The organism is Rhizobium favelukesii (assembly GCF_000577275.2).
In the GTDB taxonomy this organism is placed as follows: domain Bacteria; phylum Pseudomonadota; class Alphaproteobacteria; order Rhizobiales; family Rhizobiaceae; genus Rhizobium; species Rhizobium favelukesii.
The window spans coordinates 3,338,625-3,359,512 of the sequence record NZ_HG916852.1 but is presented as its reverse complement, the minus strand read 5'-3'; the positions used below and the strand labels follow the sequence as shown (position 1 = coordinate 3,359,512).

Annotated in this window: 19 protein-coding genes, 1 tRNA gene and 2 pseudogenes; 11 read left to right on the top strand and 11 right to left on the bottom strand. The window is 59.1% G+C overall.

Annotation, left to right across the window (positions count from 1 at the left end):
• Positions 1-183 precede the first annotated feature (183 nt).
• On the top strand, positions 184-954 hold the full coding sequence (locus tag LPU83_RS55230; protein WP_024315437.1) for a siderophore-interacting protein: 771 nt from the start codon (positions 184-186) through the stop codon (positions 952-954).
• A gap of 254 nt (positions 955-1,208) precedes the next feature.
• Positions 1,209-1,364, top strand: coding sequence for a hypothetical protein (locus LPU83_RS55225; RefSeq protein WP_037070035.1), 156 nt, complete (start codon positions 1,209-1,211; stop codon positions 1,362-1,364).
• Positions 1,365-1,450: 86 nt separating this feature from the next.
• On the opposite strand, the gene LPU83_RS55220 is transcribed toward LPU83_RS55225, so the two are convergent.
• Entirely contained in the window at positions 1,451-2,659 is a 1,209-nt protein-coding gene (locus LPU83_RS55220; protein WP_024315438.1) for an MFS transporter, read from the bottom strand.
• A gap of 263 nt (positions 2,660-2,922) precedes the next feature.
• Here LPU83_RS55220 and LPU83_RS55215 point away from each other — a divergent pair, with 263 nt between their 5' ends.
• From LPU83_RS55215 to LPU83_RS55200, 4 genes are all read left to right on the top strand, one after another.
• The gene (locus tag LPU83_RS55215) at positions 2,923-3,738 is read left to right on the top strand and encodes a chromate resistance protein ChrB domain-containing protein (protein WP_024315439.1); all 816 of its coding nucleotides are present in this window, start codon (positions 2,923-2,925) and stop codon (positions 3,736-3,738) included.
• A 1-nt stretch (position 3,739) separates the two neighbouring features.
• Positions 3,740-5,149, top strand: a complete 1,410-nt coding sequence (chrA, locus tag LPU83_RS55210; protein WP_024315440.1) for a chromate efflux transporter — start codon at positions 3,740-3,742, stop codon at positions 5,147-5,149.
• Positions 5,150-5,331: 182 nt separating this feature from the next.
• Complete coding sequence (mnmA, locus tag LPU83_RS55205) at positions 5,332-6,531, top strand: tRNA 2-thiouridine(34) synthase MnmA (RefSeq protein WP_024315441.1); 1,200 nt, start codon at positions 5,332-5,334, stop codon at positions 6,529-6,531.
• Between the two features lie 109 nt (positions 6,532-6,640).
• Positions 6,641-6,717 (top strand) — tRNA-Met (locus LPU83_RS55200).
• Between the two features lie 653 nt (positions 6,718-7,370).
• On the opposite strand, the gene LPU83_RS55195 is transcribed toward LPU83_RS55200, so the two are convergent.
• Positions 7,371-7,754, bottom strand: a complete 384-nt coding sequence (locus tag LPU83_RS55195) for a hypothetical protein (protein ID WP_024315443.1) — start codon at positions 7,752-7,754, stop codon at positions 7,371-7,373.
• Here LPU83_RS55195 and LPU83_RS75865 point away from each other — a divergent pair.
• Positions 7,728-8,075, top strand: coding sequence for a hypothetical protein (locus tag LPU83_RS75865; protein ID WP_024315444.1), 348 nt, complete (start codon positions 7,728-7,730; stop codon positions 8,073-8,075). The genes LPU83_RS55195 and LPU83_RS75865 overlap by 27 nt on opposite strands.
• Before the next feature lie 309 nt (positions 8,076-8,384).
• Here LPU83_RS75865 and LPU83_RS55180 read toward each other — a convergent pair whose 3' ends face one another.
• Positions 8,385-8,522, bottom strand: coding sequence for a hypothetical protein (locus LPU83_RS55180; protein WP_157997366.1), 138 nt, complete (start codon positions 8,520-8,522; stop codon positions 8,385-8,387).
• 299 nt (positions 8,523-8,821) lie between these two features.
• On the opposite strand from LPU83_RS55180, the pseudogene ligD reads away from it, so the two are divergent.
• A pseudogene (ligD, locus tag LPU83_RS55175) lies at positions 8,822-9,849 on the top strand (non-homologous end-joining DNA ligase).
• 36 nt (positions 9,850-9,885) lie between these two features.
• Here the strand turns inward: ligD and LPU83_RS55170 are convergent.
• On the bottom strand, positions 9,886-10,338 hold the full coding sequence (locus LPU83_RS55170) for a type II toxin-antitoxin system HicB family antitoxin (RefSeq protein ID WP_024315446.1): 453 nt from the start codon (positions 10,336-10,338) through the stop codon (positions 9,886-9,888).
• A gap of 537 nt (positions 10,339-10,875) precedes the next feature.
• Here LPU83_RS55170 and LPU83_RS55160 point away from each other — a divergent pair.
• On the top strand, positions 10,876-11,517 hold the full coding sequence (locus tag LPU83_RS55160; protein WP_024315447.1) for a peroxiredoxin-like family protein: 642 nt from the start codon (positions 10,876-10,878) through the stop codon (positions 11,515-11,517).
• A gap of 133 nt (positions 11,518-11,650) precedes the next feature.
• On the opposite strand, the pseudogene LPU83_RS74235 reads toward LPU83_RS55160, so the two are convergent.
• Together LPU83_RS74235 and LPU83_RS74230 are read right to left on the bottom strand one after the other, a co-directional pair.
• A pseudogene (locus LPU83_RS74235) lies at positions 11,651-11,916 on the bottom strand (hypothetical protein); the annotation flags it as partial.
• A gap of 908 nt (positions 11,917-12,824) precedes the next feature.
• Entirely contained in the window at positions 12,825-13,043 is a 219-nt protein-coding gene (locus LPU83_RS74230) for a hypothetical protein (RefSeq protein WP_082321234.1), read from the bottom strand.
• 1,155 nt (positions 13,044-14,198) lie between these two features.
• On the opposite strand from LPU83_RS74230, the gene LPU83_RS55150 reads away from it, so the two are divergent.
• Positions 14,199-14,462 carry a hypothetical protein gene (locus LPU83_RS55150; protein ID WP_157997365.1) on the top strand — a complete coding sequence of 88 codons (264 nt, stop codon included), beginning with the start codon at positions 14,199-14,201 and terminating at the stop codon, positions 14,460-14,462.
• 731 nt (positions 14,463-15,193) lie between these two features.
• A complete protein-coding gene (locus LPU83_RS55145; RefSeq protein WP_024315450.1) occupies positions 15,194-15,454 on the top strand; it encodes a hypothetical protein in 261 nt (86 codons plus the stop codon).
• A 63-nt stretch (positions 15,455-15,517) separates the two neighbouring features.
• Here the strand turns inward: LPU83_RS55145 and LPU83_RS55140 are convergent, their stop codons facing one another.
• From LPU83_RS55140 to LPU83_RS55120, 5 genes are all read right to left on the bottom strand, one after another.
• The gene (locus tag LPU83_RS55140) at positions 15,518-16,105 is read right to left on the bottom strand and encodes a transglutaminase-like cysteine peptidase (RefSeq protein ID WP_024315451.1); all 588 of its coding nucleotides are present in this window, start codon (positions 16,103-16,105) and stop codon (positions 15,518-15,520) included.
• Between the two features lie 212 nt (positions 16,106-16,317).
• Complete coding sequence (locus LPU83_RS72810) at positions 16,318-17,286, bottom strand: hypothetical protein (protein WP_162392082.1); 969 nt, start codon at positions 17,284-17,286, stop codon at positions 16,318-16,320.
• Positions 17,287-17,408: 122 nt separating this feature from the next.
• The gene (locus tag LPU83_RS55130; protein WP_024315453.1) at positions 17,409-18,032 is read right to left on the bottom strand and encodes an outer membrane protein; all 624 of its coding nucleotides are present in this window, start codon (positions 18,030-18,032) and stop codon (positions 17,409-17,411) included.
• A gap of 211 nt (positions 18,033-18,243) precedes the next feature.
• Positions 18,244-19,806, bottom strand: coding sequence for a putative bifunctional diguanylate cyclase/phosphodiesterase (locus LPU83_RS55125; RefSeq protein WP_024315454.1), 1,563 nt, complete (start codon positions 19,804-19,806; stop codon positions 18,244-18,246).
• 368 nt (positions 19,807-20,174) lie between these two features.
• Positions 20,175-20,738: a histidine phosphatase family protein gene (locus LPU83_RS55120; RefSeq protein ID WP_037070032.1), complete on the bottom strand. Its 564-nt coding sequence runs from the start codon at positions 20,736-20,738 to the stop codon at positions 20,175-20,177.
• Positions 20,739-20,888: the final 150 nt, after the last annotated feature.

Genomic DNA, 20,888 nt, shown 5'->3' with positions numbered 1-20,888 from the left:
ACATTTACCGCCGGCGGTTGTTGCACAGCCCTGAGATGTCGATTACATCGCGTTCGTCAATGGCCGAGCACCTCGGTCACGTAAGCGTTAACGTCACTCAACGCGTATGATCGAACCGCTCTGCGGCTCCGATCTGCGCGACTGTGTCCTGCGGATCGGGGTAACGAGCCTCCGAAGGACACGATGGATAACAATCAAAACCCAACTCACAGCCTGCCGGCTCCACAGATCGAACGGGTTCGCCACGACTTGCGTCGCCGCGCCCTGACCGTCGCCGAAGTCACCGATATCACACCGGGCATGCGCCGCATCGTCCTCACGGGTGACGATCTCGCGGACTTCGTCAGCCTAGCGCCCGACGATCACTTGAAGATTTTCGTTCCCGCGGCAAAGGGCGAAGCGCGCCGCGACTACACGCCTCGGCGGTACAACAACGATGCCCGCACATTGACGATCGACTTTGCGTTGCATGAGGCGGGTCCGGTGACCCAATGGGCGATCGATGCGTCCCGGGGCGATACGCTAGCTATCGGTGGGCCGCGCGGCTCGGCGGTGGTCTCCGCCAGCGTGACCCGCTGGCTGCTGATCGGCGATGAGACTGCCTTGCCGGCGATGGGACGTCGGATCGAAGAATGCGACACCGGTACAGTGATCACCGCGATCACTGCGGTGGCCGGTCCGGCGGAGAGACAGATCTTCGAAACCAAGGCGGACCTGCATTTGCATTGGGCGGACCGTCCTCTTTCGGATGCGACGGACGCCGGGCCGCTGCTGACGATCTTGCGCAACATGGACATCGAGCCCGGGACCTTCGTTTGGGTCGCGGCGGAGGCTTCGGTCACGCGCGCCGTCCGCGACTATCTGGTCGCCGAAAGAGGCTATCCGCTGCACTGGATCAAGGCGTCTGGCTATTGGGTGAAGGGGAAGGCAGATACGACTGAGAAGTTCGACTAGGATCGGGCTGCGAAGCGAGCGAGCGCGTCAGGCGACGGCTCGCTGTTCCTTTGGCCCGGTCGAATGACAGAACCGACATGCCGCAATAACTAGAGCTGGCCGAAAAGTGATCGGCCGGTTGGTTATTCCGGCCCTCGCACCAGCGAGAATTAGTCGCCAAAGGCGAACCCACGGCACCTAACCTTGTTGAGAGGTGGTGCCTGTGTCTTTGGAAAATGCTTCTGGCGCAGTCCGCCTCCGCGTGGAGAACGACAATGACCGATACCAAGACCCTGCTGATGGCCTTCTGCATGACGGGACTGTTCAGTTTCCTGAAGCTCGGGCGGACAGCTGAATGCCTGCACGAATGGACGATTTTCGTGGGCAAGCTTTCCTTCAAGATCGCCGGCCGGATAGCCGGCAGTCGATGAGGGCGTCCGCGTGCTCGCTATCGGGCACGTGGATTTTCATTGTGAGTTCGCCATTTCTCCAATGCGCCGGATCGCCAGGTCTGGCTTCACGACGCACTCCTTAGGCGCTTTTTCAGCGGCAGAAGCGAAAGGCCGGCGAGCAAAGCGAAGGCCGCGCCGGCGAGGAAGGTCATCTGGTGTCCGCCCCAATCCCAAAGGGCACCGGCAAGCACGCTCGCTGCGAGAAGCGCGATACCCGCAATCAGGTTGAATATGCCGAAGGCGGTTCCGCGCAGTTCGGCGGGTGCGGCATCCGCAACAAGGGCGGCCAACAACCCTTGCGTAAATCCCATGTGGAGACCCCACAGCAGTACCCCAATCCCGAGGCCTGCCAATCCGGGAAGAAGCGCCAGGCCGACGTCGGCGAGAACGAGAAGCACCAGGCCGACAATCAGCAGAGTTATCCGGTCAACGCGGTCCGCCATGACGCCTGCCGGATAGGCCGACAACCCATAGGCAATGTTCATGACGATCAGCACGACCGGCACGAACATGACGGGAAGCCGCATCTGTTGAGCGTCGAGAATGAGGAAGGCCTCGCTGAACCGCGCAAGGGTGAATACTGCCGAAACGGCAACGACCAGCCAGTAGATCGCAGGCAGCCGGACGAGCTCCGAGCGGCGGAACGGCACCCGAATGCGGCGCTGCTCGTTCCGCTGCGGTTCCTTGACGACAAAGAGGATAATCGCGACGGAGCAGAACGCCGGGATGACCGCGATCCAGAAGACTGTCGAATAGTGGTCGGCGGTCCACCACATCAAAACAAGAGCCAGCGCCGGCCCAAGGAATGCGCCGACCGTGTCGAGCGATTGGCGCAGACCGAAACTTGCGCCACGGATTTCCTTCGGACTGATATCGGCGATCAGGGCGTCGCGTGGCGCGCCCCTGATGCCCTTGCCGACGCGGTCTATGAAACGTGCTGCCACCAGCCAGCCAAGCGATGGCGCCAAGGGAAAGACGGGCTTGGTCAACGCAGCGATGCCGTAGCCCAGGGCCACAAGCAGCTTTCGCTTGCCAAGCCAATCGCTCAGTGCTCCGGAAAACACCTTGGTGATGGCGGCGGTCGCCTCGGCAATGCCTTCGATCAGGCCAACCGCAAATGCCGAAGTGCCGAGGACGGCAACCATGTAGACCGGAAGCAGCGCGTGGATCATCTCGGAGGAGATGTCCATGAACAGGGAGACGAAGCCAAGAGCCCAGACGCCTTTCGGGATCGCCCGCAGGGCCACGGGTCTTGAGCCGGCGACGTAGACCATTCGAACTACCTTTCACAAACCAACCCGCCATGGGTCTTGTGCTTCTGAAATCTGACGGCGACCTGAAGACCCTTCAGCTTGGCTGCTGCGGCATCGCCCTGTGGTTCAGTCGTTACATCTCAATTGTCCGGCAGCGCAGGCGGTGGAAGGTGTTGACATACCCGATCCACCGTGGATCATATGGTTCATGGGGTCGCGATCACCCCACGAGGCGCCAGCCGAAGAGTCGCGTCCAACGAAGCCGCTAAAACGGAGGACGCGCGATGCCGTCATTCACCGAAATCTCAACCGATAAACTGAACCGCCTCATCGGCACGCCGGGTGCACCGGTTTTGATCGATGTGCGCAATGACGAGGACTTTTCCGCCGACGCTCGTCTCATCCCCGGATCTATCCGCAAACCATTCAGGGATGTGGACCAATGGGGTGCTGAAATCCACAGCCCGGCGGTCATCGTCTGCCACCATGGCGCCAAGCTCAGCCACGGCGTTGCCGCGCATCTTCGTGTCATGGGCGTACAGGCCGAAACGCTCGAGGGCGGGTTCGAGGCATGGATCAAGGCAGGCGGCCTCGCCGTGCCCGAGGATAAGCTGCCGCCTCGCGACGCCAAGGGGCGGACGGTTTGGGTCACTCGTGCCCGCCCGAAGATCGACCGTATAGCGTGCCCCTGGTTGATCCGCCGCTTCGTGGATCCGTCGGCGGTCTTTCTGTTCGTTCCTGCCGCGGACGTGCTTATGGTCGCCGACCGTTTCGGGGCAACACCCTTCGACATCGAGGATGTCTTCTGGAGCCATCGCGGCGATCGATGCTCGTTCGATATCATGGTGGAGGAATTCGCGCTTCAATCCGGGCCGCTCCTTAGGCTTGCTACAATCGTCAGGGCTGCAGATACCGCAAGGCTTGATCTCGCGCCCGAAGCGGCGGGATTGCTGGCCGCCTCGCTCGGGCTCTCGCGGATGTTTGCCGACGACCTCGAGCAATTGGAGGCAGGCATGACCCTGTATGATGTTTTCTACCGATGGTGCCGGGACGCGACCGAGGAAACCCACAATTGGCCCTCCGCGAAGAAGGGAAGCTGAGATGGCCAACCTTGTCACAGATACGCCCGCCGAGGATATGGCGGGCGGGGCGAGCCACGGCATCTCCTTCGGCGAGGCGTTTCGCGTCTGGTTGCGCGTGGCGGCTCTCAGTTTCGGCGGCCCGGCCGGGCAGATCGCCGTCATGCACAGGATCGTCGTCGACGAAAAGAAGTGGATCGGCGAACAGCGTTTTCTGCACGCTCTCAACTATTGCATGCTGTTGCCTGGGCCCGAGGCGCAACAACTCGCCATCTACATCGGCTGGCTTATGCACAGGACGGCCGGAGGGCTTGTGGCCGGCATCCTTTTCGTTTTGCCCGGCTTCCTGTCCATCCTTGCCCTCAGCTACGTCTACGTGGTGTTTGGAAACGTCGACGCCGTCGAAGGCATGTTCTTCGGCCTCAAGGCCGCCGTGCTTGCGGTCGTTGTGCAAGCCGTCATTCGGATCGGGGGTAGGGCGCTCCGGAACCCGGCCATGGTGGCCATCGCGGCCGCGGCCTTCCTGGGGATCTTTGTTCTTCATGTCCCGTTCCCGCTGATCATTCTGGTCGCGGCGATCATAGGTCTAGCGGGGGCAAAGTCCGGCTCGAGGCTCTTCCAGACAGGCAATGGCCACAAGGCCACGACCGGTCGTGTTCTTGCCGATGCAGACTCCGCGCTTGGCGAGGAAACGCCGGTCCATGCGCGGCCGAACCTAGTGTGGTCGCTGAAGATTTCGGCTGTCATGCTTGCCCTTTGGCTCGGGCCGCTTCTGCTGCTCTATGTCTTCCGCGGCGGAGATGATGTGTTCACGCAGATTGGCGTCTTTTTCAGCAAGATGGCCGTGGTGACCTTCGGTGGCGCATACGCCGTGCTCGCCTATGTCGCGCAGGAGGCGGTGCAGCACTATGGCTGGCTGCGGCCGACGGAGATGCTCGACGGGCTCGGCATGGCCGAGACGACGCCAGGCCCGCTGATCATGGTTCTCCAATTCGTGGGGTTCATGGGCGCTTATCGCGACCCAGGAACCCTCGATCCGATCACGGCCGCGACGCTGGCTGCGATGCTTACGACCTGGGTGACGTTCGTGCCGTGCTTCCTCTGGATTTTTCTCGGTGCGCCTTTCATTGAAAAGCTTAGGGGCAATGCGGCGCTAGCGAGCGCGATGTCGGCCATCACCGCTGCCGTGGTCGGCGTTATTCTGAACCTCGCGATCTGGTTCGGTCTGCATTTCCTGTTCACCGAGGCGCGCATCCACCGGTTCGGTCCTATATGGATCGAGCTGCCCGTGTGGTCGTCGCTGGCACTGCCATCGCTCGTTCTCAGCATTGCCGCCGCTGTTGCGATCTTCCGGTTCAGGATGTCGGTTATTCCCACACTGTTCGGATGTGCGGTGGCTGGGATGGCTTGGAGGCTGTTCGGGATACTCTGAAGCGATTGCGTAAGGGTTGAAATCTGCTCCGAGACGCCCGCAAATCCCCCGCCTCTTGCGCAGGAACCCAATCCTTTCTATATCCTCGGCAACGAAAGTCCGGCGGCCGATCCCGCGCGGACACACGAAATCCGCTGGCTCTGAGGGGCGGATCGCAACAAGCTTAGAATTGGCAGCCACCCGTGAACACACTGGATTTTGACAAGAAGCCGGAAGATACCCGCGTTGTCGTCGCCATGTCGGGCGGCGTTGACAGCTCGGTGGTCGCAGGCATTCTCAAACACCAGGGCTATGACGTGCTCGGCATCACGCTGCAGCTCTATGATCATGGCGCGGCCGTTCACCGCGCCGGCTCCTGCTGTGCCGGCCAGGATATCGACGATGCCCGTCGTGTTTGCGAGACGCTTGGTATTCCCCATTATGTGTTGGACTACGAGAAGCGGTTCCGCGACACTGTGATCAATCCCTTCATGGAAAGCTATGTGGCTGGCGAGACGCCCATCCCCTGCGTTTCTTGCAATCAGACCGTCAAGTTCGCGGACCTCCTGGCAACGGCCAAGGAGCTTGGTGCCGACGCGTTGGCAACCGGCCACTACATTCGCTCGCGGTCCAATCCGGCACCTGGCAATCCCGGTCGCCGCGCGCTTTATCGTCCCGCCGATGCCGATCGCGACCAAAGCTACTTCCTGTTTGCGACGACGCAGGAGCAGATCGACTACCTGCGCTTTCCGCTTGGCGGTCTACCCAAGGCCGAAACGCGCAAGCTTGCCGAAGAGATGGGCCTTGTCGTCGCCAAAAAGGCTGACAGCCAGGACATCTGTTTCGTCCCGCAGGGCAAATACTCCGACATCATCAACAAGCTGAAGCCGAATGCGGCGCTCGCAGGCGAGATCGTCCACCTCGACGGCCGCGTGCTGGGTCAGCATGAAGGCATCCTGCACTACACCATCGGCCAGCGCCGCGGCATCGGCATTGCCGCCGGCGAACCGCTCTATGTCGTCTATCTCGATGCCCGGTCTCGCCGGGTCATCGTCGGGCCGAAGGAGGCGCTGGAGACGCACCGCGTCTATCTGCGGGATGTCAACTGGCTCGGCGACGAGCCGCTTGCCGAGGCTGCCGCGGGAGAAGGCTTCGCATGCTTTGCCAAGGTCCGCTCGACGCGGGCCCCGACACCCGCTGTCCTGCATACCGATGCGAGTGGCATCTACGTCGATCTCGCGATCGGGGAAGCTGGCGTTGCGCCGGGACAGGCCTGCGCACTCTATTCGGCGCCTGGCGACGACGCCCGCGTTTATGGCGGTGGTTTCATCGAGCGTTCCGAGCGCGAACCGGCGGCGGAAGCCTCGCTGAAGGCGCTGCTAGCGAGCCCGGTCGCAGCTTGAAAAAGCCTGTGGTATTTTCTCGATCATGCGCTTGACACAAAGCCAAAGCGCACCTTATAAGCCGCTCATCCCACGGGCCGCCGCATCGCGAATGGCACCGTTGACCAGTGGCGGAGTAGCTCAGTAGGTCAGAGCAGAGGAATCATAATCCTTGTGTCGGGGGTTCAAATCCCTCCTCCGCTACCATTAAAACAGCTGACAATTCCGGTCCGGCGATTCCTGATAGCCAGCCCTTGATCTCATACTGATATTGCTCCCTGGCCTTTCGTGGATAGACCACCACGCCGGACACCACTTCCCTGAATGCCTTTGCCAGCTCGATCGTCGGCTCCTCTCCCCTGTCCTTTAGGATCTCAGCTAGGCTTTCGATATCCTCCCTAAACTTCGTCACCGCCTTCGGCTTGATCTCGATCACGTTGCTGGCCGGCTCCTCAGCCGCCAGATCCGCTTTTAGACGGGTCCTTTCCGCCTTCAGGCCGGGCAGCACGTCCGCGACGTCTTCTTCGTCGATCGTTCCCCGCGATACCTGGTCAATGATACGCGCAAAGCCGAGCGCATGAAAAACTGGTCGTTGTCAAATCCGAAAGGGGCAAAGCTCGACTGGCTGGCAACTTGGCGGAACTGGTACAGCGACAAGCTCGACGCGAAGCCAAAGACCCCGACGACCAAAGCTCAGGATGTGATGATGGACACACAACATCCGCATCCGCAGCACGAGCGTCGGAAACCACAAGACCACATGCCCCGCATGTTCGTCATCGCGCCGCAAGAAGAACGATCCCTGCCTGTCTGTCACAGTTAAGCCCGATGGCAGCGCGGTCTGGAATTGCCACCATTGCTCATTCAGCGGCGCCGCCGGGGGAAGCGAATATCGTCCCGTGCGCGAGCGTCGTGTCTACCGCAAGCCGCAGCGCGAGGCTTCCCCGCAGCGTCCGGACAGCCTTCACGCCTGGTTCGACAAGCGCGGCATCTCTCGGGGGGTCGTCGACCGGTAAACCCGCGAGTGGTTCCCGCAAACAGAAAAGGAAGAGGATTGCATCGCGTTCCCATACGAGTGGGACGGCGAGCTGCGGAACGTCAAATACCGGACGGCGAACAAGCTGTTCCGCCAAGAGAAGGACCCGCCGGTTTTCTTCAACGCCGACAGCATCGGCGCCGGCGAGGATCTGATTATCTGCGAAGGCGAGATCGACGTCATGGCGATGATCGAGGCAGGCCTCCACCACGTCGTATCCCTGCCGAATGGCGCGCCGTCGGGACCGGAAACGAGCGAGAAGCGCTACGAGCCGTTCGGTACACACTGGGAACTGCTGCTGGAGGTAAAGCGCTTCCTCATCGCCACCGACATGGACGGACCCGGCGAGGGGCGCGCCCGGAGCATTCTGGTGTCCGATGGGGTTTGGACAGCACATGGTTATTCAGTCCCGGCCGGATTGGGAAGTTGGACCAAAGTCCTGAAGGCACCAGAGCCGAAGTCGCTGATTGATCGGACTCAGGTCCAATGTTCAGAAGCAACGCCAATGGTATCAATATTCGAGGCGTGAGACACAGCCTTGCAGACGAGTGTGCAAATCGGAATGGGAATAAGACATGAAAAAGTTCGCTATCGCAGCGCTGGCGTTTGCGACTGCGTTGTCAGCGTCGCCGGCATTCTCTCAGATCTACTTTGAGTACGGAGCTGGACCTCGCTACTACGATGACCGGCCAGCACCACGGTACTATCGTTACCCGCAACGCTACGCATACGATGACTACGATGGCGACCCGGATCGTTACGGCCAACGGTGCTGGATACAGAAATACTACAGATACCGGTATGGCCACCGGGTGGTGCGATACAGGACCATTTGCGACTAGCGCGCTGGCGGCATCGGCTTTTGTTCCACCTCAATGTGCGCGGATAGCTTCGCAGATTTCGAAAGAAGGTCGATGGCGCTCGCTTTGAGCTTCTCTTCGACATCTTTGAATGAAAAAGTAATATCGCCAAGCACTCGGGTTTTCACCCTGACCGTATGGCCCGCAATTCCTTGGCCCTCAGGCAAGCTGTCATCAGTCCAAGTGACTTCGACCTCTCTCCTGCAAGAATCGCCGTTCAGCGATACCTACAGGATTGCGCCGAGTCTTTCACGACACCTGCGCGGATTTGCAGCGCATCCAACACAGCCATAAAGGAAACCCCGCAGTCGCGGTTGCGGGCGAAATGCTAACCCTTCGCGTCAAACTTTGTTCCGTTACTCGCCATCACATCGAACTAGTTGTCATTTTGAGCTTGGCCTGCTGTAGTTATCGGATGGCAAAGTCTCCGCATTCCAAACCGCTTGTTGCAGACGAAAAGCCGCTTCGCAGTCGAGCGCGCAAACCGCGCGATCCGCGCAACCCCGCCTCCCACTCGATCCTATGCCGGCGCGATAGAAGAGTGCCTTGCGCTCCTCAAGCCGCGCCCGCCGATCGGCCCTGATTGGATTTACGAGGTCAAAATGGGATGGATATCGGATCGCCGTCCATCTCAACAATGGGAACGTGCGCATTCTCACGCGCGGTGGCCATGACTGGACGCATCGCTTCCCCGCGATTGAGGCTGACGCTAAACGGCTCGGCGTCGGCAGTCCCATTCTCGACGGCGAAGCCGTCGTGCTCGACGAGCAGGGCCGTCCGGACTTCGGCCAACTTCAGCAATCGCTCGGCGGACGAGGCGGAAAACTCAACTCTGGCGCCGCTTTCGATCTCCTGTATTTCGACGGTCACGACATCCGCAGTCTTGAACTTACGGCCCAGCGATATTTCCTGCGGTCGCTCTTGAAAAACGAGCAGGGCGCTATCCGCCTCTCCGAAGGCATTGAAGGCGACGGCCGCGAAATCTTCGCCGCTGCCTGCGAGCACGGCCTCGAAGGCATCATCGCCAAATACAAGGATAGCCCTTATCGATCAGGCAGGCTGGGCGAATGGGTGAAGGTCAAATGCGTCCAGAGCGACAGCTTCATGATCGTCGGTTACGAGCATTCGCTTTCGGCGAGAGCAGGGATCGGCAGCCTATTGTTAGCGGCCCGCAAAGGGAACGACTGGATCTATGTCGGCAACGTCGGGACAGGCTCCAACGAAAGCAGCGCCGAGTATCTTCGAAAGACGCTCGATCGGATCAAGCGAAAGACGCCTCCCATCAAATATTCCGGCCGGCGCAAGAACCTCGTTTGGGTTCAGCCGACGCTCATCGCAGAGATCGAGTATCGCGCCTGGACGCGCGACGGCAAGCTGCGGCATGCGTCGTATAAGGGGCTGCGAGAGGTTCAGGATAACGCCGCGGTCTATGACCTTGGCTGAAAAGGAAGACCCCACCGTCAGGCGGGGTCTTATCTCTTAGGCAGCCGCGGGAAGTTGAAACCCGACATCGAGAGGTACTCCCAGTGCCTTGTGCGCCTGCTCGATTTGGTCAAGCTGCGATTTGTGATCAATGCGGAACAATCTATCAACCTGCTCTCGGTGCCAACCGAGTCTCCGCGTGAGTTCAGCGCGCGACACGTCCGTAGACTTGCAGATCATATAGAGCCCGCATTTCAGGAAGGTCAGGGCGGAAACCTCCACATAGCGTCCGACGCCAGAGGTTTCATCCAACGGCAGTGGAATATCTTCCCCGTCAGAAATGCGCGCAGCCATAGCCTCCTCAATCGCTTTTAGACCTTCAAGTGCTGCCTCTGGCTGCGTGTCGCCAAAGGTTGTTACTTCTGGGAATGCAGGCGCGGTGACGAGCCACGAGTGGGTTCCGTCTTCCGCTTCGTCCATTGTGAAGTTGAGTTCGTAAAATCTGGACATTATTTGATCCCTAGGTCTTTCAGAATTTTCGCCACCAAGCCCTTGCCCAATTCCTTGCTACTTCCATGAACGGGCATAACGGTCTTTCGGTTCCCCGGCGAACAGTCTGGTGGCCACTGCCACCGCGTTGGTTCTCGAATTTGCAGCCATTTTTGGCTAGAAGCTTTTTCAGCTCGGCCGCATTCGTAACTTAGTGCCCTTAACAGTTGTGTGGAAGTCCACAGTTCTGTTGAAAGTTTTTTAATGATTTGTCAATCTTTCGGTTGAGTGCACAGAAGATTTTCAACTCATCACGGACTAGCGATCAACGAGACAGCTAGTCGGCCCGTCCATTCGGCCTCGCCGCCGTGTCGTCCCATGGCATGGATCACGATTGGCTGTTTACAGCTTGCCCGCGGGCCAATTTGAGGCCATTCTCAGATCGGATCCTGGCTGTGCGGTAAGACGAGAGGTCAGGCCTTGCAACGCTCAATCTCGACCTCGAAGCACTTGCCGTGGCGCCTTTTCTCGACTGATCCCTGAGTGAGGAGGTTGTCCATGTCCACGCGCTATGTCGACCATCCGCTACAACCGGGCGACCGGGCCCCGAACGTTGTGTTTGATGCGATCTCGCGCGAGGGGAAGATCGCACTTGATGATTTTCGTGGCCGCAGCCCAGTGTTGATCGGTTTGTTTCGAGGCCTGCATTGTCCGTTCTGCCGGCGCCATGTCGCGGCCATGGCACATCTCAACCCGATGCTGCGTGAGAAAGGCGTCCAATCCCTGGCGGTGGTAAACACCCCGGTTGAACGCGCGCGGCTCTATTTCCGTTACCATCCGATACCCGGTCTTCTTGCTGCTTCCGACCCGGCACGGGCTTCGCACCAAGTCTTCGGCTTACGCGAGGTCGGGATCGACACGGTCATGGCGATACGGATCGATCTTCCGGGCGAGTTGCCCGAGCCTATGGGCGTGATGGCAATGGACGAATTTCTCAACAAGAAGGAAGGATATCAGATTACGGAAGCCGATCAGCAGATGATGACTGCCGACGAGGGGCAGCTTGTCGGTCAGTTCCTAATCGACCGGGAGGGCATCGTACGCTGGAGCTTCACTGAAGTTCTGGAGGCTGGGCTCCATACATTCAAGGCACCGAATTCCGAGGAATTGATGTCGGTAGCGTCCCAAGTCGCACATTAACAACGAAAAAGGCCGAAAGCGGACCATTCATGCTGTAAACCGCCCTATACAGAACTGGAGGGATGGGTGAAAACGGTCCTCCGCTACCATCTTTATTATTGTCTAGCTCGGACACATAGGTAACAGATCGTCCCTAAGACATGGGTAAAAGTCTCGTGCCGAACGGGTTGCCGATGGTTTGCAACGTCCTCTGCTCCAGGTCGATATATCCCAGATCATAGTGCATGAAGCTGACGAGCCAAATGCCGTCGTCGACTTCCTTGATGCCGAGCCGTTGGCCGGCCATGGCGGCCGTTCTCCTGCGCGTAGCCCGGCCTGGTGCGCTCGAGCCCAATGCCGAGCCGCAGCCAACCAGACGGACAGCTTCGACAGATTGTAAAGGCCGTTGGGACTGGCGAATCCGCCGCCGCCTCGTGTCACCAGTGTTTCAGTTAGGCAGTTCAAGCTGCAGCTCAGCTCGTTGCTGCCGGCCTCTTGGTCAGGTCGACGCCTGGGTCAGCGGCCTCGCAACCAACCGTGTACGGCCTTTTTGGCCGAGTTGCGGGTTATTTCATGGCCGGTGTAGCCGCGCAATTTAAAGAAAGAATTGGCATCCAATTGAAACAATGGCAATCGCCAATGGCATTGTTAGCACCATGGCGATACTTTGCCAGTCGGCGTGATGTTTATAAGCCTCCGAGGTCATCCTAGCTCCTCCCCACATGGATATTGAGCCTACCGGACCTACGAGCGATGTCGTCTCAAAATAAGTTTCTGGCTGTAATACTGATGGCAATATCGCTGGTCCGCCCCGTGACGGGCTAAAAAGTGGTTTCCTGTACCAGCCACCACACAGGAAGAAATGCCAGCGCAATCGCTGCTAGCCAAACCGAGGCGAACTTGACCAGATACTGCCGTCTCGCTTTCGCTTCGTCCCACTCGTAGTACATCGCCAACTCCCAACTTTAGGCTTCGCTACTTGAAGCATCGCTTCAGCGGCGAGTCGAGTGCGGAACTGCAACACTCCCCTTCAGACAAATCTTGATCATCCTATGGACCGCAAGATTTTCTTCGCCGCGGTGCGCCGTCACGCATCCGGTATTGTCGGCACGTCTCTATCTCAGGGGCAGGTCGATGGCGTCACCGGCATCTGCCGCCGCTCCTACACGGGGGTGTCGCCAATAAGCATTACAAGCACGTTCCAGATGAGAAACTGCCCGGCAAGGCTCAAAATCGTCTTCCGAAGCTCAGCGTCACCAACATTCCGAGCGCAGCTAAGGCCGGCAGCCTGCGGTCGAGGCATTGGTCGCGATCTACAAAAGCCTCGCTCAGTGCTTTGAACCCCTGCCACGGTAAGTCGCTGGCGCTGGTGACGCTTCGTGTGCTTTCGGCAGCGTCTCCAACCACGCAGCACGTTCGGCCGGAACTTCCTCGTTCCCGGCTTCTAGCGCTTCGATCCAAGAGAGCTCGCACTGCAGCGCCGACGCGATATTGATCGGGGTCCATCGGATATGGAGCAGACATTCGCTAAATCGATCCGGGGTCATGGTTTGCAATAAGCTCCTAGGGGTGCATCTGAAGTGAACTAGCCCGTCATATAGGTCGGCGGCGCCAATGGGAGCAGGAGACGGCGGGGGCCGATCTGGCCGATTAGTTCAGACCATGCGGTCATGTTGTCGAGGGATTGATCGGTGCTCCCGCCCCGAAGATGATCATCAGATGGCGCTAGCCGTCATCCGCGTCAAGGTCGACCTGGCTTTCCATAGGATGTGCCGAAACAGAGCGCATAGCTGTGGAGTTAAGACGCGGGAAACGGTCGCTGCAGAGTCGATTATCAGCTTGGCGGCGGAAACGCTCAGTGTCTCCTTCATTAAAAATGAGGGAGTACCATGCAGGACAATATCAGACCGATTGCGCCAATCAGCCTACAGCATCGACCCGAAAATCGGAATCGATTTTCGGAAAGCACGATGCGTAGGCTCAAAGAGTTAGAGCGTCCCTTGTGCGCCCATTCGAACGCACGGCGCTCTAAATGGCCTGGTGGCACGACTGCCGCCGCCCGAGGAATGCAGTCGGTGATAGAGGCCGCTACGGTCCTCCGCTACCACTATTCCCCTTGCATTTTGCAACGCTTTCCGCGCAGCGGCTGCAATTCCAGATCGCGAGTAGCTGGACCGTCGTCGATTGAATTGAGGGAGAATCTGAAAGGACCGTGGGGCGAAGAGAAAGGCCGTCAGGTTCGATGTTCTGCACAGCCCAAGAGCAGAAGGCAATGACCGGCGGACGCCTTTGGGAGCCCGCCCTGCAGTTCCTGGAAGCTTCTACTGGAGAGGGCGTCCCTGAATGGCAGCGCGCGTTCGCTCGAAGCTTGGCGGAGATATTGCCGAAACCACAGTGCCAAAATGCCTTTCCAGTTCCCTGGATAGGTCGTCGGCGGAGGTCATCCCGTGCCGGAAACGTTCGATAAGCAGTTTCGCCGCGACGTTGTATCGTTCGGGATGAGCAACGCTACTGGCCGAACAGTATCCAGCCGCATCCAAGACGCCTTGCAGCATCGTGAGGTCTTTTGACTTCAAGACAAAGCTAAGTTCGGAAGACATTTCGGTCCTCCTTCCATTTGGGGCAAGGGCCGGTAGCCCTGATGCAGCAGCGCCCGTAACATTGGCTGCTGACGGAGCCACCATGCCTGAGCGCGGCTCCGCATGCAACGTGATTCCTACAATTTTCGTTTTTATAAGGTTTCGGTAACAAAACCAAAAATTGAGGTTGCGTTTCATACGGGGAGTGCCTATATCCCTGCTATCGGCATTGCTGATGAGCGCTGGAAGGTATCTGTCGCTCGCAATCGCCGCAATTGCTTTTCTGCTTTTGACCACGGATGTACTGGCACTGGTGTGAGTAGCGATGTGAGGAAGGTCGGTGCGATTTCGCCCCGGCCTTTTTTGTTGGCTGATCCTCCGGTCTAGAGCGTGGTTTAAACACAATGGCGGCCTGCCTGATCGAGTTTGCTAGTCGAGCTTCGTTTCGCGCCCGTTGGCGTCAAGCAGACCTTTTCTCTCAAAATCTGGTTTCATCTGCAGGGCTACGTCGGGCAGTGATCACTCTTGCAACGAAGAGGAATCTAGAATGAGCAAAACCGATGCGGCTGAGATCCAGCGTAAATCAGAGCGCCAAGTTGCAAATACGAGCAGTGGAGGGCACTTAGGGGGAACCAAATTTTGGCCATGCCCGACGGCAAGACCGCAGGTGGAGCGGGCGGAAAATCTCGCCCAAGCGGGGCGGAAGTAGTCTTCCGCTCCTCCGCAGAAAGCCCACCGTCAAACGCGGCGGGCCACAACAGCTCTTCGCGCAAGGTTGCCAAATCGGCTGGGCACTATTCAGAAAACAGGATGATTGCGCGGCAGCGTTAGGCATCCAACCCGTCTCTAAACATATTGATGTTATTATCCTTTCGCTTTCCGATCCTGGATGCGATGCATTCAGTTCACGCAGCATCGACACGGCCAACGATGATCCCGAGATGCGTTGAAAGGCGCCTCCACTACCAGCCAAATCACGCATTTTCTTCTGTGGAATTTTCAATAAACTTTGGCCTCGGGCCTTTCTCCTTTTCGTACGCTATGCACGATGGTGGGTCTGCAGGCGTGTCATCATTGCAACTTAGACTGCTCGACGAAATCACGGATCGGATTTGAGAATGGCGAAGGAGCCGAAACTGGAGCATTCCGACCTTGCTGGTGAGTTCACCGATGACGGCGTAACGGTGCTCGTCGACATCTTCCGCCCTGCGGGCACGAATGGCGACTGGAAGATGGAAGTGGTGACCCAGCACGAGGACCTCATCGAATGGGAGGCGCCCTTTGCGACCGATCGCGAGGCGTTTGACGAGTTTCTGGCGACGGTCGCGCAAGAAGGGATCAGAACATTTTTGGAAGAAGAGGACCCGTCGGTCCACTAACCCTTGCTCGGTCGCATGAAGGTGCTGGATCGGGCAATTGGAGACTTGCGGTATCCCGTTTCCTCACGTTCCGGAGAATTGGGCGGCTCTCGGGCCTGCCAGCGTTACTTGCCAGTCACTCTTGTTGCTGAAGTTCTGGCTTGCCAAGAAAGTATATCCTGTGCTTTCCCAGGGTTTTACTTTACCGACAAGATTGTCGAGCACATAGTCGCCTGACTTCAATCGCGCCAGCAGGACGACATGGTTGTTGCCGCCTCGATCGATGACGACCGACAGCGCCAGTTTGTTTGATGCAAAGCCTGCGCCGAGCAGCGTCTTCAGCTTCAGCAGCGCATAGTCTTCGCAGTCGCCTTTGTTGTTAATGGGCAGCGACCAGTATTCCGATTTTCCTGATGTCTGTGCGTCCGTTGCTGCTGCAACGCCGGCGTTGACCTGCCTATTCACCTTCTGGAGCAGGGGCATCGCCTCTTGGTCACTCATCTCGCGACCGCCGGTGCGGTGGCAGAGCCAAGCGTAGCGCGTGCATGCGGAGGGAAAGCCTATCGGGGCTCCGATCGAGCGTGATGGGCGAAGGGCGGACCCTGCGTAGCTCTCACCCGCAAACGCTACGAAAACAAGAGTGAACGCCGCGAAAGCTACAATGGCTCGCATCGAAAACATCCCTTCGGCTGAGTGCTGACCTGCCAATTATACACTTTAAGCTGCCATCTTTAATTAGAATTTAATATTTTAAAGGTTAACCATGTACTAACGTTCTAGGGTTTGTTTACGATAGTTATTCTTCTTTTTACTTTATTAATACTGTATAAACCTCCTCGTTAACGCTCTGTTAACTTTGGGAGTGAGTAATTATGCGTACAAATTTACTGGCAATTCCTGCTGGCATCGCTTTTCTTCTTGCCGGAACCAGCCTCGCAAGTGCACAGAGCCAGCGGCTCAATTGTCAGGCGGTGCGGCCAGGCACGATTGAGGAGAGATTGTGCGGGCCGGTAGCATCGATCAATCTTAATCCTTTTGCCGATCCTGATCATCACGGTGGCCGATTGCTGGGAGGCAGGCAGACCGCAGGCAATTCTTCCGGAGGAGGGAATGCCGGCGGCTCCGACGCTCGCCGCGGTGATAGCGCTGGCCGCGGTGATAGCAATGGACGCGGCGGCAGCGGCAACACGGGAGAAGGTTCTGGTGGCACCGGCGATGGCAATGGCGGCGGTGGCAATGGGGATGGTGACGGCGGCGATGGCAGCAGCAGTGGCGGTGGCGGCGGTGGTCATCATGGCGGCGACCACCATCACCATGGTCCGAAAGACGACCACGGCCCCAAAGATCATGGCCCTGGCGGCGATGGCCCGAAAGACCATCACGGTCCGAGAGATCACGGCCCTCGCGGCGATGGTCCGAAGGATCATCACGGTCCCAAGGGCGACGGCCCTCGCGGAGATGGCCCGAGAGATCACCACGGTCCGAAGGGTGATGACCCTCGCGGTGACGGTCCCAGGGATCATCACGGCTCCAAGGGCGACGGCCCCCGGGGCGATGGCCAAAAAGACCAGCACGCCTCCAAGGGTGACGGTCCGCGTGGCGGTCGTAACCACGGCGGGGGCAGCCAAGGTGGCGAGAACCGAGGCGGCGGCAACCAGGATGGCGGCAACCAAGGCGGCGGCAACCAGGGTGGCGGCAATCAGGGTGGCGGCAACGAAGGTGGCGGCAGCCAGGGCGGCGGCAACCAGGGTGGTGGCAACGAAGGTGGCGGCGGCAACGAAGGCGGCGGCAATCAGGGTGGCGGCAACGAAGGTGGTGGCAGCCAGGGCGGCGGCAACCAGGGTGGCGGCCACGGCGGAAACCACTAGAAAGCGAACGGATCACCTTTCACGGCGGCCACCGTCAGATCAAATGAACGAAGCCCGGGTATTTGTCCGGGCTTTGTCATTTCCTGCCCGTTCGTCGGCAGGGGATCTCAGAACTTGAAGCCGACGCCGAGGGTGACAACGTTCTGATTGAAGTCGGTGTCTACACCGAGCAGGTCCTTGCTGCCGTAATCGTTGTAGCGATATTCGACTCGCCCGAAGATGTTGTCGGTGAAGGCGTAGTCCAAGCCGGCTCCAACGGTCCAGCCCGAGAACGTGGCGTCGTCATCGCCGACGGGTGTGTTTACATGGCCTCTTGCACCCGTCCAGCCGGCGGCTCCATAGAACAGCGCGTGATCGAGAGCGTAACCGACGCGGGCGCGGACGGAGCCTGTCGTATCGAACTTGTATTCATTGCCGCCAACAGTTTCCTCGTTCCAATTATAGGAAACGTCACCTTCGACGCCGAGCACTATATTGTTGTCGAGTTGCCAGTTGTATCCGGTGAAGCCGTTGATGAGGCCGCCGTTGAGGTTGGCGTCGCCGATGCCGGAGAAGTCACCGTTGCCCCAGGCGCCGCCACCTTGCAGGCCGACATAGAAGCCATTCCAAGTGAAAACCGGTGCGGCTTGTGCAACCGGGGCTGCCGGTGGCTCGCTCACAAGGTCAGCGGCGGATGCAGCCCCCGCAAGACCAATAAAGGCCGCCGAGGCAGCAATTATACGAAAATCCATGATAAATCCCTCTCCTATGACAAGGGTCCACTCCGTTCGCACACCAACCGAGCCGGGCTCGATCAATGATCGCGGCCCATGCGGCATGCAGATACACTTTCAGTGGAAGTGTCCGCCCACAGGACCAACGAGCGAACGTTGCCCTGCTTGAAAGGGTTCCATCACGAATTTCTGATGTGCGACGTGGTGAGCGGCGCGTATTTCGCGGCGCTTATCCGCTGGCCAATGCTTCGTCACGATCGAGAAAAGAGCGCGTCTCTTCGGCAGGCATGGCTTTACCGAACAGATAGCCCTGTCCGACATCGCATCCGAGCTGAAGCAGGTGCCCGAGTTGGCGATGCTCCTCGATGCCTTCTGCAGTGGTCTGGATGTTGAGACTGCGGCCGAGCCCAAGCATTGCGCGGATGATCTTTTCCTGGCGCTCATCATCGCGGTAGGTCGCGATGAAGCTCTTGTCGATCTTGATCTTGTCGAAGCGATATCGGGCGAGTTGGGCGAGGCTTGAGTAACCCGTGCCGAAATCGTCGAGGGCGATCTGCACGCCGGCATCGTGGAGCTCGTCCAGAATGATGGCGGCAACTGCCGGATCCTGAATCAGCGCATTCTCGGTGATCTCGATCTCCAGGCGGGGCGGTGGCAGGCCATTTGCCGAAAGCACCTTGAAGATGCGCGAGGCCAGCAGCTTGTCCTCCATCTGCACCGGAGAGACGTTGAAAGACAGGGTGACGTGGTCGTCCCAGGCCAGGGCATCCCTGCAGGCCTGCGCCAGTAGATCTTCGAAGAGCTCGGTAATCATTCCGGTTTCTTCGGCAATCCCGATGAAGACGGGCGGCGGAATGGCGGCGCCCTCTTCATCCGTCCAGCGGGCGAGCGCCTCGAAGCCGCAGACCTTGCCGCTCTTGAGATCGATCAACGGCTGATAAAACGGTCGGATCGCCTTGTTCTGGATTGCGACACGCAGCTTGGATTCCAGCGTTGCGCGCTTTGCCACCTTGTCCTGCATCGAGGCTTCAAACGCCATATGGTGGTTGGGTCCGCGTGACTTGGCCTCGTACATGGCCAGGTCGGCACGATGGGCGGCGTCTTCGAGCGGTTCCCGACCCTGGTCCCAGCGATCGTAACCGACGCTCGCGCCGACTTCGACGGCAAACCCATTGATATGGATGGGACGTGTTACGGCCTGGATGAGCAACCGCGCGAAGCGTTCCTCGTGCCGAGGGGAGAGGCCGAGCGCAACGACGACAAACTCGTCGCCGCCAAAACGATAGACGCAATCAGCATTTCCGATCGCACAGATGCGCTTTGCCACCTCGATCAGCAGGGCGTCACCGCCGTTATGGCCGACGAGATCATTGACCTTCTTGAAGCCGTCGAGGTCGACCGAGAAAATCGTAACATTCCGGTCCCACTCGTCGTCTTCGACGTCGGTCTTTGTCCTTTGCGGAAGAACTTTGCGCTCGAATGCGTAACGGTTGGGAAGTTTGGTAAGGTGATCGTGGGTTGCCGTCCAGTCGGCCCTAGCCTGGGCGCTGGCTCGCAATTCCATCTCTTTGCGCAGGTCGACGATGCGCAAGATCGAATAGACGAAGCTCATGGCGCCGCCGATGCCAAGCGCGAGGACGAGCTTGTCTGCACCATAGTTCTCGTAGGCGCCGACGAAAGCGACCAGCCAGTTGTCCAATTCGAGGATCGCACCGACGAGCCACAGCGTTAACCCCGACGCCAGGACCAACAGGCATTGCCTCCCGGCCCTGCTCTGGAAGAATACCGGCATGCTTCACTCCATCTCCACCCGGGCGCCGGTGTATCATTGAAGTCTGAAGGGTATGTTGAAGCCAAAGGGCGAATTCTTGGTATCTGCACTACGGCGGAAGGGTGAGGGGGCTCGAAAGGCGAACGGTGCAGGCGCCCGCCTGTCGTTCTCAGGGCCTGATCAGTAGGGATGCGCCGATGACAAGCAGGAGAAGCATCACAACGGCGGTCATGCGTAGCAGGCGCGTGCGCCGCATCTGCGCGCCGCTCCAATCATAGGGCATGCTTGATCCTCCTTGGGGCAAGGATTGACGGCCCGACGGTGTCGGGTCGCAAAAGCTATGGCATGGCGTGCTTGCGTAAGGCTGGCCTAAAACATCGGCTTGAAAATTAGGCCGTTGCGCCTTCGACACGCAGTGACCAGCGGCTTCCATTGCTCGTCATGTGGACGATTGCGAGTGGTTCGATGTCGGCGATCCAGAATGACGCGACGGGTGCGTTCAGCGTGCTGATGATGGCCGCCCTAATCACCGCGGCATGGGTAATGGCGACGATGTGGCCGCCGGCCTGCAAGCGCTGGCTCAGCCAGGCGTTTACACGCGTGCACACGGCAGCGATTGCCTCACCACCATGCGGAGCCTCCTCCGGCCGCGCCATCCAGGCCGCAAGGTTTTCCGGCTCCAGTTGCTGGATTTCGGCGATCGAACGTCCCGCCCAGCGGCCAAAATCGCAATCGGCGAGCGCGTCCGAGAATGCGGGCTGCAGGCCGAGCGCATCGGCCGTCTGACGCGTGCGCAAAGTCGGGCTAGCGAAGACGTTATCGGCGTGCCGAAGGCGGGGCGCAATTGCCTGCGTGGCAATGACTGCCTTCTCATTCAAGGGCTCGTCCAAGGGGAAGCGCGCCTCGCGGTTGGCGGCGGTCGAGCCATGGCAGATCCAGGTGAGGCGCGTCATCACGTTGGTCGTCTCCGGATAACAAGGAGGGGTGGCCTGTCACTGCATGAACTTTCGTTGACAGGTTCGAAGCCGCAGATATAACGGTGTTGTTGTGGGTTTGGAAACCGGTGAAATTCCGGTGCGGTCGCGCCACTGTGATCAGGATGA